The 14,891-nt window shown below is 65.9% G+C and carries 22 protein-coding genes; 5 read left to right on the forward strand and 17 right to left on the reverse strand.

The window, feature by feature from the left end; translation table 11 throughout:
- Entirely contained in the window at positions 1–513 is a 513-nt protein-coding gene (locus QH168_RS08945) for a YbaB/EbfC family nucleoid-associated protein (protein ID WP_280234057.1), read from the reverse strand.
- Positions 514–531: 18 nt separating this feature from the next.
- A complete protein-coding gene (locus QH168_RS08950) occupies positions 532–849 on the reverse strand; it encodes a hypothetical protein (RefSeq protein WP_280234058.1) in 318 nt (105 codons plus the stop codon).
- Positions 850–1,063: 214 nt separating this feature from the next.
- Here QH168_RS08950 and dtd point away from each other — a divergent pair, with 214 nt between their 5' ends.
- Positions 1,064–1,507 carry a D-aminoacyl-tRNA deacylase gene (gene dtd / locus QH168_RS08955; RefSeq protein WP_280234059.1) on the forward strand — a complete coding sequence of 148 codons (444 nt, stop codon included), beginning with the start codon at positions 1,064–1,066 and terminating at the stop codon, positions 1,505–1,507.
- 88 nt (positions 1,508–1,595) lie between these two features.
- Here the strand turns inward: dtd and map are convergent, their stop codons facing one another.
- The 9 genes from map to rpsH form a co-directional block, all read right to left on the reverse strand.
- Positions 1,596–2,396, reverse strand: a complete 801-nt coding sequence (gene map / locus QH168_RS08960) for a type I methionyl aminopeptidase (protein ID WP_280234060.1) — start codon at positions 2,394–2,396, stop codon at positions 1,596–1,598.
- A gap of 32 nt (positions 2,397–2,428) precedes the next feature.
- Positions 2,429–2,974, reverse strand: coding sequence for an adenylate kinase (locus QH168_RS08965; RefSeq protein WP_280234061.1), 546 nt, complete (start codon positions 2,972–2,974; stop codon positions 2,429–2,431).
- Entirely contained in the window at positions 2,971–4,293 is a 1,323-nt protein-coding gene (secY, locus tag QH168_RS08970) for a preprotein translocase subunit SecY (RefSeq protein ID WP_280234062.1), read from the reverse strand. Before secY ends, QH168_RS08965 begins: the two co-directional genes overlap by 4 nt.
- A gap of 178 nt (positions 4,294–4,471) precedes the next feature.
- Positions 4,472–4,915 carry a 50S ribosomal protein L15 gene (gene rplO, locus QH168_RS08975; protein WP_280234063.1) on the reverse strand — a complete coding sequence of 148 codons (444 nt, stop codon included), beginning with the start codon at positions 4,913–4,915 and terminating at the stop codon, positions 4,472–4,474.
- Position 4,916: 1 nt separating this feature from the next.
- The gene (gene rpmD / locus QH168_RS08980) at positions 4,917–5,096 is read right to left on the reverse strand and encodes a 50S ribosomal protein L30 (protein ID WP_014349110.1); all 180 of its coding nucleotides are present in this window, start codon (positions 5,094–5,096) and stop codon (positions 4,917–4,919) included.
- Positions 5,097–5,098: 2 nt separating this feature from the next.
- Positions 5,099–5,755: a 30S ribosomal protein S5 gene (gene rpsE / locus QH168_RS08985; protein WP_280234064.1), complete on the reverse strand. Its 657-nt coding sequence runs from the start codon at positions 5,753–5,755 to the stop codon at positions 5,099–5,101.
- A gap of 31 nt (positions 5,756–5,786) precedes the next feature.
- Complete coding sequence (rplR, locus tag QH168_RS08990) at positions 5,787–6,194, reverse strand: 50S ribosomal protein L18 (protein ID WP_280234065.1); 408 nt, start codon at positions 6,192–6,194, stop codon at positions 5,787–5,789.
- A 2-nt stretch (positions 6,195–6,196) separates the two neighbouring features.
- Positions 6,197–6,736, reverse strand: a complete 540-nt coding sequence (gene rplF / locus QH168_RS08995) for a 50S ribosomal protein L6 (RefSeq protein WP_280234066.1) — start codon at positions 6,734–6,736, stop codon at positions 6,197–6,199.
- A 13-nt stretch (positions 6,737–6,749) separates the two neighbouring features.
- Positions 6,750–7,148 (reverse strand): 30S ribosomal protein S8, encoded by a 399-nt coding sequence (gene rpsH / locus QH168_RS09000; protein ID WP_280234067.1) that lies wholly within the window; start codon positions 7,146–7,148, stop codon positions 6,750–6,752.
- Between the two features lie 268 nt (positions 7,149–7,416).
- Between rpsH and QH168_RS09005 the strand changes: the two genes are divergently transcribed.
- Positions 7,417–7,737, forward strand: coding sequence for a VapC toxin family PIN domain ribonuclease (locus QH168_RS09005; RefSeq protein WP_280234068.1), 321 nt, complete (start codon positions 7,417–7,419; stop codon positions 7,735–7,737).
- A 39-nt stretch (positions 7,738–7,776) separates the two neighbouring features.
- Here the strand turns inward: QH168_RS09005 and QH168_RS09010 are convergent, their stop codons facing one another.
- The gene (locus QH168_RS09010; protein ID WP_280234069.1) at positions 7,777–8,178 is read right to left on the reverse strand and encodes a hypothetical protein; all 402 of its coding nucleotides are present in this window, start codon (positions 8,176–8,178) and stop codon (positions 7,777–7,779) included.
- Positions 8,179–8,364: 186 nt separating this feature from the next.
- Between QH168_RS09010 and QH168_RS09015 the strand changes: the two genes are divergently transcribed.
- Entirely contained in the window at positions 8,365–8,628 is a 264-nt protein-coding gene (locus QH168_RS09015) for a hypothetical protein (RefSeq protein WP_280234070.1), read from the forward strand.
- A 93-nt stretch (positions 8,629–8,721) separates the two neighbouring features.
- Here QH168_RS09015 and QH168_RS09020 read toward each other — a convergent pair whose 3' ends face one another.
- The 5 genes from QH168_RS09020 to QH168_RS09040 all read right to left on the reverse strand — a co-directional run bounded on the left by QH168_RS09020 (position 8,722) and on the right by QH168_RS09040 (position 10,865).
- Positions 8,722–8,907, reverse strand: a complete 186-nt coding sequence (locus QH168_RS09020) for a type Z 30S ribosomal protein S14 (protein ID WP_014981705.1) — start codon at positions 8,905–8,907, stop codon at positions 8,722–8,724.
- Between the two features lie 4 nt (positions 8,908–8,911).
- Positions 8,912–9,475 carry a 50S ribosomal protein L5 gene (gene rplE / locus QH168_RS09025; RefSeq protein ID WP_280234071.1) on the reverse strand — a complete coding sequence of 188 codons (564 nt, stop codon included), beginning with the start codon at positions 9,473–9,475 and terminating at the stop codon, positions 8,912–8,914.
- A gap of 1 nt (position 9,476) precedes the next feature.
- Complete coding sequence (gene rplX / locus QH168_RS09030; RefSeq protein ID WP_163823643.1) at positions 9,477–9,794, reverse strand: 50S ribosomal protein L24; 318 nt, start codon at positions 9,792–9,794, stop codon at positions 9,477–9,479.
- Position 9,795: 1 nt separating this feature from the next.
- Positions 9,796–10,164 (reverse strand): 50S ribosomal protein L14, encoded by a 369-nt coding sequence (gene rplN / locus QH168_RS09035; protein WP_014349098.1) that lies wholly within the window; start codon positions 10,162–10,164, stop codon positions 9,796–9,798.
- 212 nt (positions 10,165–10,376) lie between these two features.
- Positions 10,377–10,865, reverse strand: coding sequence for a GbsR/MarR family transcriptional regulator (locus QH168_RS09040; RefSeq protein WP_280234072.1), 489 nt, complete (start codon positions 10,863–10,865; stop codon positions 10,377–10,379).
- Positions 10,866–10,931: 66 nt separating this feature from the next.
- On the opposite strand from QH168_RS09040, the gene QH168_RS09045 reads away from it, so the two are divergent.
- Both QH168_RS09045 and QH168_RS09050 read left to right on the forward strand, forming a co-directional pair.
- The gene (locus QH168_RS09045) at positions 10,932–12,536 is read left to right on the forward strand and encodes a DHA2 family efflux MFS transporter permease subunit (RefSeq protein WP_280234073.1); all 1,605 of its coding nucleotides are present in this window, start codon (positions 10,932–10,934) and stop codon (positions 12,534–12,536) included.
- Positions 12,537–12,701: 165 nt separating this feature from the next.
- The gene (locus QH168_RS09050; protein WP_280234074.1) at positions 12,702–14,741 is read left to right on the forward strand and encodes a M13 family metallopeptidase; all 2,040 of its coding nucleotides are present in this window, start codon (positions 12,702–12,704) and stop codon (positions 14,739–14,741) included.
- Positions 14,742–14,891 lie beyond the last annotated feature (150 nt).

The following is a 14,891-nucleotide window of genomic DNA, read 5'->3' on the forward strand; positions in this document are numbered from 1 at the left end:
TCACCAGCCGGAAGCGGTGACTCCACCGTCCTCGTCCGGCTTGTTCAGCACCTCGGCATTCTCGAATTCCGGTGCCGCGCTGCCGTCGTCGACCAGTGCACGGTTCCGCGCGGCGGGTGAGGCGGTCGAGGCGCGCTGCGGCGTCGGCAAGTGCCCGGTCAGATCCGGCATCCCCTCGATGAGATCGGACAGTTTCGGCAGCCTGGCCCGCCTGTCGTCGAGCGGGCTCATCAACTGCTGGCCCTTGCGCATCACCTCGGCGGTCGCCTTCTGCGCCGCTTCGGTGACGGCTGCGGCGATCTCGGGATAGGTCAGTCCCTCGATATTCGGCCCGAATTTCGTGTCGATGACCGTGCCGTCGGCGTTCACGGTGACGGTGACCCGCTTGCGCCGGACGGTCGCGCTCGCGGTGAGCTGATTGCGCTCCTCCTGGATGCGCGCGATATCCCGGAACTGCTGGGTCACCTCATCGACCAGGCTCGCGAGCTGGGCCTTCGCTTGTTCGTTCGGCATCGGATCAGCGGCTCCCGATCATTGGAAGCCGTCTTCGTTGCCGCGTTCCATCTTCTTCAACTCGGTCACGGTCTGCGCCTGACCGCTGCGGAAGTTGTTGAAGGAGTTGACGACATTGTCCAGATTGCCGGTCAGGCTCTCGCGGGCGGCGAAGTAGCCGTTCTCGCCATCGGTGAACGACGCACCCATCTTGTCATTGCCCCACGGCGCGCCGCGCGAGGCGATCGAGGTCTGCAATTCGTCGAGGATGCCCTGCACCCTGTCGCGCACCCCACCGGTCTTCTCCGCGGCCCGGCGGAAATCGTCGGGATCGACATCGACCTTGTCGGCACCCATGCTCGCTCCTCACCGCCCGTGCGGACCCCCGCACTCCATCTGCTCGTCTGCGACTGTGGCAGCCGATCACGAATCCCGAGTTGCGACTGGTTGAATCGGAGGTGGCGCGGTGGTGGCACGCGGGTTCGGGCCGACGCCGTAAAGGATCAATACCGAACGTTCCGGACGGGCGGCGGCATCCGCGGTCGTAGGCCCGCCTGCGATGATGACGGGTGTGCGAGTCCTGCTTCAGCGCGTGACAGCGGCCCGGGTGACCGTCGACGGCGAAGTCGTCGGCAGTATCGATCCCGCAGCCCACGGCGCACCACACGGCCTGGTGGCGCTGGTCGGCGTCACCCACGACGACACCGAGGCCATCGCGACCGCCCTGGCCGACAAGCTGTGGCGATTACGCATCCTCGACGGCGAACGCAGCGCCGCCGATCTCGACGCGCCGATCCTGGTGATCAGTCAGTTCACCCTGTACGCCGACACCAGAAAGGGCCGACGCCCCTCCTGGTCCGCCGCCGCGCCGGGACCGGCAGCCGAACCCCTCGTCGACCACTTCGCCGACTCCCTACGCGCCCTCGGCGCCACCGTCGCCACCGGCCGCTTCGGCGCCCACATGCACGTCGATCTCACCAACGACGGCCCGGTCACCCTGCTCCTCGAGGGCTGACCCGCATCGGCACCACCCCGCGCACCCGGTTCCACGAAAAGGCGGAGGCCCGTGCGAGCGCACGGGCCTCCGCCGAAAACTCGAGGTTCTACTCGGGGCGCGGAGTGAGGATGCGCGGCCCGTCCTCGGTAACGGCCACGGTGTGCTCCCAGTGCGCGGCGCGGGTGCCGTCCGCGGTCACCACGGTCCAGTCGTCGTCGAGGATCTCGGTCTCACTGGTGCCGAGGGTGAGCATCGGCTCGATCGCCAGCACCGAACCGACCACCAGCAACGGGCCCTTGCCCGGCTCGCCCTCATTGGGCAGGAACGGCTCCATATGCATTTCGCGGCCGATGGCGTGGCCACCGTATCCGTCGACGATGCCGTAGGCGCGGCCGTGCGCTTTCTCCGCCGCCCGCGTGCCCAGTTCGATGGCATGGGAGACATCGGAGAGCCGGTTCTCCGGCAGCATGGCCTCGATACCGGATTCCATCGCGAGTCGGGTGGCCTCACTCAGCAGCCGGTCGGCCTCGGTGAGTTCACCGACGCCGAAGGTCCAGGCCGAATCGCCGTGCCAGCCGTCGAGGATGGCGCCGCAGTCGATCGATACCAGATCGCCCTCGGCGAGGATCTCCTCGGCGGACGGGATACCGTGCACCACCCGGTCGTTGACCGAGGCACAGATCGAGGCCGGGAACCCCTGATACCCCTTGAACGACGGAACCGCGCCGGCATCACGAATGACCTGCTCGGCGACCTGGTCGAGGTCGAGCGTCGAGGCCCCCGCGACAGCTGCGTCCCGTACAGCGACCAGGGCGCAGCCGACGACCGCACCCGCGGCCGCCATCGCGTCCACTTCACCCGCCGTGCGGAACGGCACCACCTTCTTGCGCTTGCGGCCGAAAACCATGGCGCCTCAGTGCTCCATCGTCGAGTGGATGATCAGTGTCCCAGCGCGACCAGGGCGCGGGCGTTGACCTCGTCGATCTCGCCGACACCGTCGACGGTGACGACCAGGCCGTCGTAGTGCTCGAGCAGCGGCTCGGTCTCCGAGCGGTACACCCGGAGCCGGTTGCGGATCACGTCCGCGTTGTCATCGCCGCGGCCGCGCGCGAGCATGCGCTCGGTGAGCACCTCTTCGGGAACGACGAAGCAGAGGACGGCGTCCAGCTTCTTGTCCATATCGCCGAGGATCTTCTCCAGCGCATCGGCCTGATCGACCGTGCGCGGGTAACCGTCGAGCACGAAACCGTTCGCCGCGTCGGGCTCGGCCACCCTCGCCTCGACCATCCGGTTGGTCACATCGCTGGGGACCAGATCCCCGGCATCGATGTACTTCTGCGCCTCGCGACCCAGCGGGGTCTGCTGGCTGATGTTCGCACGGAACAGGTCCCCCGTGGAGATGTGTGGCACGCCGAGCTTTTCCGACAGCAGAACGGCTTGCGTGCCCTTGCCGGCACCCGGCGGTCCGAGCAGTACAACTCTCACTTGAGGAACCCTTCGTAATTTCGATTCATCAGTTGGCTTTCGATCTGCTTCACGGTGTCCAAACCGACGCTCACCATGATCAGCACGGCGGTACCGCCGAACGGCAGGTTCTGCACACCGCCGCTGTTGCCGATATCGAGGAACAGGTTCGGCAGGACGGCCACGAGACCGAGGTAGATCGAGCCGGGGAGGGTGATGCGGCTCAGCACGAAACTGAGGTGATCGGCGGTCGGCTTACCGGGACGGTAGCCGGGAATGAAGCCGCCGAACTTCTTCATCTCGTCGGCGCGTTCCTCCGGGTTGAAGGTGATCGCGACATAGAAGTAGGTGAAGAACACGATCAGACCGAAGTAGATCGCGATATAGACCGGGTTGCCCGGGTTCACCAGGTATTTCTGGATGAGTTCCTGCCACCAGCTCGGGTCCGGGTTGTTCTGCGACCCCGTCAGCTGCGCGATCAGATTCGGCAGATACAGCAGCGAGGACGCGAAGATCACCGGGATGACACCGGCCTGGTTCACCTTCAACGGCAGGTAGGTCGACGATCCGCCGTACATCTTGCGGCCGACCACACGTTTGGCGTACTGCACCGGAATCCGACGCTGACCCTGTTCGACGAAGATCACCGCGACGATGATCGCGAACGCGGCCAGACACACCAGGCCGAACACCAGGCCACCGCGGCTGTCCAGAATGGCCTTGCCCTCGGTGGGGATGCGGGCGGCGATACCGGCGAAGATCAGCAGCGACATACCGTTGCCGACACCGCGCTCGGTGATCTGCTCACCGAACCACATGACCAGGGCCGCACCGGCGGTCATGACCAGCACGATGATGATCATGCCGAAGATACTGGTGTCTGCGAGAATGTCCTGCTGGCAGCCTTGCAACAGCTGACCGCGGGCCGCGAGCGCGACCAGACCGGTGGCTTGCAGCACGGCGAGCGCGATCGACAGATAACGCGTGTACTGCGTCATCTTGGTCTGACCGGCCTGGCCTTCCTTACGCAGTTCCTCGAACCGCGGGATGACGACCGTCAGCAGCTGAATGATGATGCTCGCGGTGATGTAGGGCATGATGCCGATCGCGAAGACCGACAATTGCAGCAGCGCACCACCGGAGAACAGGTTGATCAGCTGGTAGATACCGGCGTTCTCACCGCCGGAGACCAGATCGACGCACTCTTGCACCGCTTTGTAGTCGACACCGGGCGACGGCAACGCGGCACCGGCACGGTACAGCGCGACCAACCCCAGCGTGAAGAGAATCTTCCGCCGTAAGTCCGGAGTCCGGAAGGCCGATACGAAGGCGGAAAGCACAGATCCTCCTGGCGAACGACATGGTCATGCCATGGAATTTTCAGCGGTGGCCCGGAATATGGTGTCCCGGTCCTGCGACGCCGACCCCATGACGAGTCTTGGCAGACAACACTTGAACTCTAACAGTGGCACCGGACGAGTTCTTCACTCGTCCGGTGCCGCTGTGGAATTCCTAACGTCAGCCGAGCTCGGTGACGGTGCCACCGGCCGCGGTGATCTTCTCCTTGGCAGCGCCGGAGAACTTGTCCGCGCTGATCTGCACGGCGACGGCGATCTCGCCCTCGCCGAGAACCTTGACCAGCTGGTTCTTGCGGACCGCACCGGCGGCGACGAGCTCGTCCTTGCCGATCTCGCCACCCTGCGGGAACAGCTCGGCGATGGCGCCGACGTTCACGACCTGGTACTCGACCCGGAACGGGTTCGTGAAGCCCTTGAGCTTGGGCAGCCGCATATGAATCGGCATCTGCCCACCCTCGAAGGCGGCCGGGACATTCTTACGAGCCTTGGTGCCCTTGGTACCACGGCCCGCGGTCTTACCCTTGGAGCCCTCACCGCGACCCACACGGGTCTTCGCGGTCTTGGCCCCGGGGGCGGGACGCAGGTGATGCAACTTGATGGTCATGTCAGACCTCCTCAACTGTTACGAGGTGGCGCACGACGTTGATCAGCCCACGGTTCTGGGCATTGTCCTCACGGACCACCGACTTGCGGATGCCCCGCAGGCCGAGGGTGCGCAGGCTGTCCCGCTGATTCTGCTTGGCGCCGATCGAACTCTTGATCTGGGTCACCTTGAGATCTGCCATCGTCAGACTCCTTGTCCGGCACGGGCACGCAGCATGCCCGCGGGAGCGACGTCCTCGAGCGGCAGACCACGACGGGCCGCGACCTCTTCGGGACGCTGCAACATCTTGAGCGCGGCAACGGTCGCGTGGACGACGTTGATCGCATTGTCGCTACCGAGCGACTTGGCCAGGATGTCGTGGATACCGGCGCACTCCAGCACGGCGCGCGCGGCGCCACCGGCGATCACACCGGTACCGGGGGAAGCCGGACGCAGCATGACCACACCGGCCGCCGCCTCGCCCTGCACCGGGTGGGTGATGGTGGAGCCGATCATCGGCACGCGGAAGAAGCCCTTGCGCGCTTCCTCGACGCCCTTCTGGATGGCCGCGGGAACTTCCTTGGCCTTGCCGTAACCGACGCCGACCAGGCCGTTGCCGTCACCGACGATGACGAGGGCGGTGAAGCTGAAGCGACGACCACCCTTCACGACCTTCGACACACGGTTGATCGCTACGACGCGCTCGAGCTGGTTCTTGTCGGCCTGCTGGTCCCGACGGTCACCGCCGCCGCGGCGGTCACGACCGCCACCGCGGCCGTCGCGGTTGTCGCCACCACCGGCGGCACCGTTCTGCTGTCCGGCGGGTCCGTTGCCGCCGTCACGCCTCTGACGTCCCGGCATCAGACGTTCCTTCCGTAAATGTTTGCAGTCATCAGAACTTCAACCCGCCTTCACGAGCGGCATCGGCCAGCGCGGCGATGCGGCCGTGGTAGTCGTGGCCACCACGGTCGAACACGACGGCGTCGACACCGGCTGCCTTGGCACGCTCGGCCAGCAGTTCGCCGACCTTCTTGCCCTTGGCGGTCTTGTCGCCGTCGAGCGCGCGCACATCGGCCTCGATGCTGGAGGCCGCGGCGATGGTCTTGCCGATCGAGTCGTCGACCAGCTGGGCGTGCAGATGCCGCGAGGAGCGGTGCACGACCAGACGCGGACGCTCGGTGGTACCGGCGACCTTCTTGCGCAGGCGGAAGTGGCGACGGGTCTTCGACAGCCGACGCCGGGTAGAAGCATCCTTGCCCAGCGGAATGCGCTTGGCCTTCTGATTCTCGGTTTGCGCCATGATCACTTACCCGTCTTTCCGACCTTGCGGCGAACGTTCTCGCCTGCGTAGCGGATGCCCTTGCCCTTGTACGGCTCCGGCTTCCGGTACTTGCGGATGTTGGCGGCGACCTCGCCGACCAACTGCTTGTCGATACCGGCCACCGAGAACTTGGTGGGCGATTCCACCGCGAAGGTGATGCCCTGCGGGGGCTCGGCAACGACCGGGTGGCTGTAGCCGAGGGCGAATTCGAGGTTCTGGCCCTTGAGCGCGACGCGGTAACCGACGCCGGCGATCTCGAGCTTCTTCTCGTAGCCCTTGGTGACGCCTTCGATCATGTTGGCGACCAGAGTGCGGGTCAGGCCGTGCAGTGCACGGCTACGGCGCTCGTCGTCGGGACGGGTGACCGCGAGCTGACCATCATCGCCCTTGGCGACGACGATCGGCTCGGACACCGTCAGCGACAGCTGGCCCTTGGGGCCCTTCACTGCGACGTCCTGGCCCTCGATGGTGACTTCGACGCCGGAGGGGATGGCGATGGGCTGCTTACCAATACGCGACATGTCTCTACCTCCCTTACCAGACGTAGGCGAGGACTTCGCCGCCCACGCCGGCTTTGGCCGCCTGACGATCTGTCAGCAGGCCGGTGGACGTGGAGATGATCGCCACGCCGAGGCCGCCGAGGACCTTGGGCAGGTTGGTGGACTTCGCGTACACACGCAGACCCGGCTTCGAGACGCGGCGCAGGCCCTGGAGGCTGCGCTCACGGCTGGGGCCGTACTTCAGATCGACGACGAGGTTCTTACCAACGGTCGCGTCTTCGGTGCGGTAATCGGCGATGTAACCCTCACGCTTCAGGATCTCGGCGATGTTCGCCTTGAGCTTGGAGTGCGGAGCCTTCACCTGATCGTGGTACGCCGAGTTGGCGTTGCGCAGACGTGTCAGGAAGTCTGCGATCGGATCAGTCATGGTCATAGTTCGACCTCGACACCTTTCTCGCTGCGGTTCCCATACAGCACCCGCGACCCTTTCGGGCCTACAGATCGTGGGCCTACAACAATTCGGCTGGTCCGGCCGACCCTTGCCGACCGGATGAGTTCGTATCGCCCGAGCCACCCACATACAGACCGCATGCGGGCACAGAGGTGCCCAGGCAACCGGTCTAGTGTAGACGGGGGCGTGAACAGGGCAAAATCGGGGCTCCACCGTCCTCGAAACCGCTGGCCTGGTCGTCGTATCGCCGTTGATTCTCGCCGAACTGGATCATGTGGGACGGCGTGCGCTCGGGCAGGCTCGGGCGATCTCGATGATCGAGGACATCACCGCTCAAGCGCGTTCAGGGATGTTCGAAATCGCCGTTTTGACGACCGAGGTCCTCGATCAGGCGAACGCGGTCCGAACGCTCTACCCCGCGCTACGTCTCGACCTCGCCGGCGCGGTCGGCGTCGCGCTGGCCGCCGAATACGAGACCGACTCCATCCTCACTCTCGACCGCCGGGATTTTCGCGCCCTCACACCGCTTACCGCGCACACGGCGTTTCGACTCATGCCCGATGACATGTAGGTCGTCGTCGATGCCAGATCTCTGCCTGATTCCGGCTGCTCACCACAGGAAGCATGGCATCGGGTGGATGCCGAGGTGGAGGGTGGGGAAGATGCCCTGGTTGTTGCCCGGGGCGGGGTCGGGTGTGCGGCTCGTGGCGGCGGCCGCGGCGAGTTCGAGGGTGCGCATGGGGCCGAGGTCGTAGGTGATGGTGCGGCCCGGTTCGATCACGGCTTCGTGGCGCTCGCCCGCGGGGCCGAAGGCGGACCAGTAGCGGACGGTGACGTCGTATGCGGGTGCGGGGCCGTGGTTGCGCACCGTGACCACATGGTTCCTCGGGTATCCGCATCCGGCGTTCACCTGGAGATCCGCCGGTTGCTGCGCGAGCGCGGCACCCGACCCGATCAACAATGCGAGCATCGTGGCCCCCGATGACACCGCCCCCAGCGCGATGAGCCTCATCCACCAACGGTAGGGCACGGCGTCGCGATGGCACAGCGCACCGAGGTCTGCGCCACTCGAGGTTTTCGCCGCATCTGCCCGGTCAACAAGTAGGCAGCGGCCGCCGCGCCGGGACGGCGGGCATCCGCATGAGGGCATATTTCCCGGACACCAATCGCGCCCGATGGCGCAGGCGAGGAGGAATAGGTGCGATCCATCAAAGCCGGCATTGCCGCCCTGGCGGTGGCGGCGGCAACTGTGGCCGTTGCGGGTCCCGCGCAGGCCGACGAGCCGCTGCCCGGTGCGCCGGAGGAGCGGATCACGATCGATATCAACCTGCTGGGGTGCTCGATCGGGGCTGGGCTCGGTGTGGACCTGCTGCTGGCGCTGACCACCGGCCAGGGGTCGAGCACGACCATCGGGTCCGGGCTGGCGACGCGGCTGAAGCTGGCGGGCTGCCTGCCCTGGTGACCCCGCAATAACGAGCAAGGGCACGGACTCGACCAGAGTCCGTGCCCTCGTTCAGGTTTCGCCTAGGCGGTTGCGCTCACCAGGAGCGCGAGCTCACCAGGAGCTCTTGTGCACGCCCGGCAGTTCGCCGCGGTGCGCCATTTCGCGCAGGCACACGCGGCACAGGCCGAACTTGCGGTAGACCGCGTGGGGGCGGCCGCAGCGCTGGCAGCGGGTGTAGGCGCGGACGGCGAACTTCGGCTTGGCGTTCGCCTTGTTGACCAGAGCTTTCTTTGCCATGTGCTCAGTTCTCCTTGAACGGGAAGCCGAGGTGCTTGAGCAGGGCACGGCCTTCTTCGTTGTTGGTCGCCGTGGTCACCACGGTGATGTCCATACCGCGCGGGCGGTCGATGGAGTCCACGTCGATCTCGTGGAACATCGACTGCTCGCTGAGGCCGAACGTGTAGTTGCCGTTGCCGTCGAACTGCTTCGGCGACAGACCACGGAAGTCGCGGATACGCGGCAGCGCGATGGAGACCAGGCGGTCCAGGAACTCCCACATGCGGTCGCCGCGCAGGGTGACCTTCGCGCCGATCGGCATGCCCTCACGCAGCTTGAACTGCGCGATGGACTTGGTGGCCTTGCGGATCTCCGGCTTCTGGCCGGTGATCAGGGCCAGGTCGTTGACCGCGCCGTTGATGAGCTTGGCGTCGCGCGCGGCGTCACCGACACCCATGTTCACGACGACCTTCACCACGCCGGGGATCTGCATCACGTTGGCGTAGTCGAACTCGTTCTTCAGCGCGTCCTTGATTTCCTCGCGGTAGCGCTGCTTCAGCCGGGGCTGGACGTTTTCAGTCGTGGTCATGTCAGATGTCCTTCCCGTTGTTACGGGAGATCCGAACCCGCTTGCCGGTCTCTTCGTCGGTCCGGTAGCCGATACGGGTCGGCTTGCCATCGGAGTCGACGACCATCACGTTGGAGACGTGGATCGGGGCTTCCTGGGTCACGATGCCGCCCGAGGAGGCGCCGCGCTGGTTGGCGGAGTTCGCGACGTGCTTCTTGATCCGGTTCACGCCCTCGACGAGGACCTTTTCGGTCGCCGGGTAGGCCTGGATGACCTTGCCCTTGGCGCCCTTGTCCTTGCCCGAGATGACGAGCACGGTGTCACCCTTGTGCACCTTCATGTCAGAGCACCTCCGGAGCCAGCGAGACGATCTTCATGAACTTCTTGTCGCGCAGCTCGCGGCCGACCGGGCCGAAGATGCGGGTGCCGCGCGGATCGTTGTCCGCCTTGATGAGCACGGCGGCGTTCTCGTCGAAACGGATGTAGGAACCATCCGGACGACGGCGCTCCTTGGTGGTGCGCACGACGACGGCCTTGACGACGTCACCCCGCTTGACGTTGCCGCCGGGGATGGCGTCCTTCACGGTGGCGACGATGACATCGCCGATACCGGCATAGCGACGTGACGAGCCACCGAGAACGCGGATGCAAAGGATTTCCTTCGCTCCCGTGTTGTCGGCGACGCGCAGTCGCGACTCCTGCTGAATCACTTCAGCCTCCTTGACCTGGACGTAAAAGCACGCCGGATTTCCGACCCGACGGGCATGGTCGCGTTACCACCCGAACGCGCGCCTGCCAGCGGTTTCTTCGATCCTGATGGACCAACCACTGGGGGTTCGCGGCCGGATTGCGGGCACAGCTGCCGCAGGCAACCGGTCTAGTGTAGGTGAATGCCCAGGTCGGACCCAAATCGGGGTGGGAGCTAACCGCGCTTGCTCTTGTACTCGCGCCACCGCTCGATCAACTGATCCATATCGCTCTGGACGAAATCGAAGAATTCCATCGCTTCGGACAGGCGCTCGCCTGCCGCGCCGCCCTCGCCGACCACGCCGATACCGAACCGAAGAGCGTCTTTCCAGCCGTCCAGCGAGCTGTTGCGGATGCCGAGCACGGTTTCCCAGACGTCCTCGCGGATGCGGTACTGGTCCTTGCGGGTGCGCGGGACCCGCTCCCTGGTGACGAATCCGATCTGGGACAGGAAGCGCACCGCACCGGAGATCGATGGCTGGCTGGCTTCCAGCGCATCGGCCAGTTCGGCCGAGGTCATCACGCCCGATTCGCTGATCAACATGCGCGCGAGTACGCGCGAGGCCATCGGCGGCACCCCGGTCGCGGCCATTGCCGAGCCGAGGCGTTCGACGAAGGCTCGCTCCTGGCCGGGGTCGGCGGTGGTCGGTATCGGCGCAGCCATGACGCCACAATACCGGGCACCATCGCATCTATTGCAACTATCAGAAGTAAGTAATAATATTGATTCATGACGAGCGACCCATGGACCGATGCCTTACCGGATACGGCCACAACACCTGACCCACCACCCACCGCCGACGCCGCGGCGACCGGCCTGTCGGGCAGACGCCGGTTCGGCGTACTGGCCGCACTGTGCCTGGCGGTCCTGGTCGTCGGCCTCGACACCACCGTCCTCAATGTCGCGCTGCCGACGCTGTCGGTCGATCTCGGCGCCTCGACCGAACAACTGCAATGGATCGCGAACTCCTACAACCTCGTTCTCGCCGTCCTGCTGCTGCCCGCCGGTCTGCTCGGCGACCGCTTCGGGCGCAAGAAGATGCTGGCCATCGCGCTGGTGCTGTTCGGCGCGGGATCGGTGGTCTGCGCGCTGGCGACCTCGGCGAACCAGCTGATCGCCGCGCGCGCCTTCCTCGGCATCGGGGCCGCACTGCTGGTCCCGGTCGTCATGTCACTGATCGCGGTGCTGTTCCCGTCCGAGGACGAGCGCAAGAAGGCGATCAACTTCTTCGTGGTGTCCAACAGCATCGGGCTGCCGCTCGGCCCGATCGTCGGCGGACTGCTGCTCGATCACTTCTCGTGGTCGTCGATCTTCTGGATCAATGTGCCGGTCGCGATCATCGCGGTCACCGCCGTCGTCGTGCTGATTCCGGAATCACGCAGTTCGGTGCGACCGACCATCGACTACACCGGCATCCTGATCTCCTCGGCGGCGCTGGCCGCGCTCGTCTACGGCGTGACGCTGGCGGGTGAACGCGGCTGGGGCGATGCGTGGGCCGTGGCCCTCATGATCACCGCTGCGGTACTGCTCGGCGTATTCGCCCTGGTCGAAGGCCGATTCGGGCGGAAGGGCACGCCGACCCCGCTGGTCGATCTGCATCTGATGCGCTCGCGCTCGTTCGTCTGGGGCACGGTGCTGATCACCGTGGCCGTCTTCGCCATGTTCGGCCTGCTGTTCACCATGCCGCAGTTCTTCCAGGCCATCCAGGGCGCGGATGCGCTCGGCACCGGGCTCAAACTGCTGCCGTTCATCGGCGGCATGGTGATCGGCGCGAAGTTCGCGACCCCGGTCGATACCGCCGCCGGAACCCGGATCACCGTGGCGATCGGATTCGTCATCCTCGCCGTGGGGTTGGGCATGGGCACGCTGACCGATGCCGAGTCCGGCTACGGATATGTCGCCATGTGGATCGCGATCGCGGGCGCGGGCGCCGGATTCGCCATGCCGTCGGCGATGAACGCCGCGCTCGGTGAGCTCGACCCCGACCGGGCCGGTGCGGGATCGTCGCTGATCCAGGCGATGCGTCAGGTCGGCGGCACGGTCGGCATCGCACTGCTCGGCACCGTCGTCAACGCCGCCTACCGCGGCGGAGTCGACACCGAGGGGCTGCCGGGTGAGCTGGCCGAATCGGTGCGCTCCAGCGCGTCGGGCGGGATGTCGGTGGCATACCGGCTCGGTTCGCCGGAACTGGTGGAATCGGTCACCGGGGCATTCGTCGACAGCGTCGCGGCCATGCTGTGGGTGTGCACCGCCATCGCGGCCGTCGGCGCGGTCGCGGCAATGATCTTCCTGCCCGAGCGCAGTAAGGCGGTGGACCCGACCAGCCTCATGTGAGTTCGCCGCCGATGGCCCGCATTCACTGCCGAATGCGGGCCATCGGCCTGCCCGGCGCGACGTACGGATCGACCTGCCGCCGCCGCGCCGGTAGCCTCGAGCCGACCGCTCGGCCCGCATCCCGGCGCCGACGGCCGCATTGTCTGATCGGGGAGAGGAAGCTTTGTGACATCGTCGGGTCGTCCGTTCACGCTGGACCGCCGAGCGTTCTTGGTCGCCCTCGGGGTGGTACCGGCGGCGGCGCTGCTGGCCTCCTGCGCCGAGGACGAGCCGCAGCCGTTGAAACAGGTCGATCTGACCGGCGGCGATCCCGCGATCCGGCCGCAGGACGATCTGTACCGGCACGTCAACGGCAAATGGCTGCGTGAGTATCAGCTGCCGCCGGACAAGGTGTCCTACGGTGCCATCAGCGAGGCCAATGAGCGCACCGAACAGCAACTGCGCGAGATCATCGAATCCATCTCCGATCCGGAGCCGGGCTCGGAGGCGCAGCAGATCCGCGATCTGTACGACGCCAGAATGAACCTGGACGAGATCGAGCAGCTCGGCCTCACCCCGCTGGAGCCGATGTTCGCCGAGATCGATGGCGCGAAAACCAAGGCCGAACTGGCCGGGGTGATGGGCGCGCTGCCGATCGGCGGGCTGATCGGACTCGGTATCAGCATCGATCGCAAGAACTCCGACGCCTACATTCCCTCGGTGGGCCAATCCGGTCTCGGACTGAGCGAGCAGTACTACCGCAAGCCGGAGTACGCCGAGCAGCTGGCCGGGTACCGGACCTTCAACGAGCGGCTCGCCGCCGCGGCCGGTCTGCCCGATCCGGCTGGTCTGGCGCAGCGCAATGTCGATCTGGAGACCAGGATCGCCGCGGCGCACTGGGACAATGTCCGCAACCGCGATACCGATGCCACCTACAACCGGATGAGCTGGGATGCGACCAAGGCCCTCGCCCCGGAATTCGATTGGGATCCGTGGTTGGACGCCACCACCGACCGGCCGAAGGACCTGTTCGCCGAGATCGTGGTGAACCAGCCGTCGTATGTCACCGAGGCGGGCAAGATCTGGGCCGAGACCGATATCGCCCTGTGGCGCGACTATCTGAAGCTGACCCTGCTGCGCCAGTACGCGCGGTTCCTGCCGAAGACGTTCGCCGATGCCAATTTCGATTTCAACGGCAGGCTGATGGCCGGGCTCCAGGAGCGTCCGGAGCAGTGGAAGTCCGCGGTCGGCACGGTGGACTCCAATCTCGGCGAACAGCTGGGAAAGCTTTACGTGGACAAGCATTTCCCGCCGGAGGCCAAGGAACGGGCCATGGAGATGGTGGACGATCTGTTCGCCGCCTACCGGGAGAATTTCACCAACTCCTCGTGGATGTCGCCGGAGACCAGGCAGGCCTCGCTCGAGAAGCTGGACAAGATCAATCCCAAGATCGGCTATCCGGACGAGTGGGTCGATTATTCGGGGCTCACGATCACTCGGGGCAAGCTCATCGAATCATTGCGCGCGGTCAACGATTTCGAGGTCAAGCGTGCATTCGACCGGTTGGGCACCAAGGTCGACGATACCGAGTGGGCGATGTCGCCGCAGACCGTGAACGCCTACTACATGGCCGCCACCAATGAGATCGCCTTCCCGGCCGCCTACCTGCAACCGCCGTTCTTCGACAAGGACGCCGAAGCCGCGGTCAACTACGGCGCGGTCGGCGCGACCATCGGCCACGAGATCGGCCACGGCTTCGACGATCAGGGCTCGAAATTCGACGGTGACGGCAATCGCCGCGACTGGTGGACCGAAGCCGATCGCGCCGCCTTCGACGCCAAGACCCAGCAGCTGATCGACCAGTACAACGTGCTCGTGCCCGAGGGGCTCGACCCGGAACAGCACGTCAACGGTGAACTCACCGTCGGCGAGAACCTGGCCGATCTGCGCGGCCTCCAGATCGCGCTGGCGGCCTTCCGGATCGCCGAAAAGCGCCGCGGCGTGGACAATCCCGACTACCACGCCATGTTCCTGTCCTGGGCCCGCGGCTGGCGGGACATGCAGACCCGCGAGGTCACCGAGCGACTGCTGGCCACCGACACCCACTCCCCCAACGAATTCCGCGCCAACCAGGTGGTGCGCAATATCGAGGAGTTCTACACCACGTTCGGAGTGAAGGAGGGCGACGAGCTGTTCCTCCCGAAGGATCAGCGCGTCAGCTTGTGAGCTCTGCCGGTCGACCGTCCGCGCCGCGTCGCCGGTGCGGACGGTTCGAACCGGCATCCGCGGCGCCCCACGCGTGCAGACTACGCACCGGCAGCACACTGGAGCGCGTCGCGCAGTGAACAGTGCACGCGACATCGAGGTCGCCGGATC

Origin of the sequence: Nocardia cyriacigeorgica, from assembly GCF_029868385.1 — a bacterium.
Lineage (GTDB): Bacteria > Actinomycetota > Actinomycetes > Mycobacteriales > Mycobacteriaceae > Nocardia > Nocardia cyriacigeorgica_F.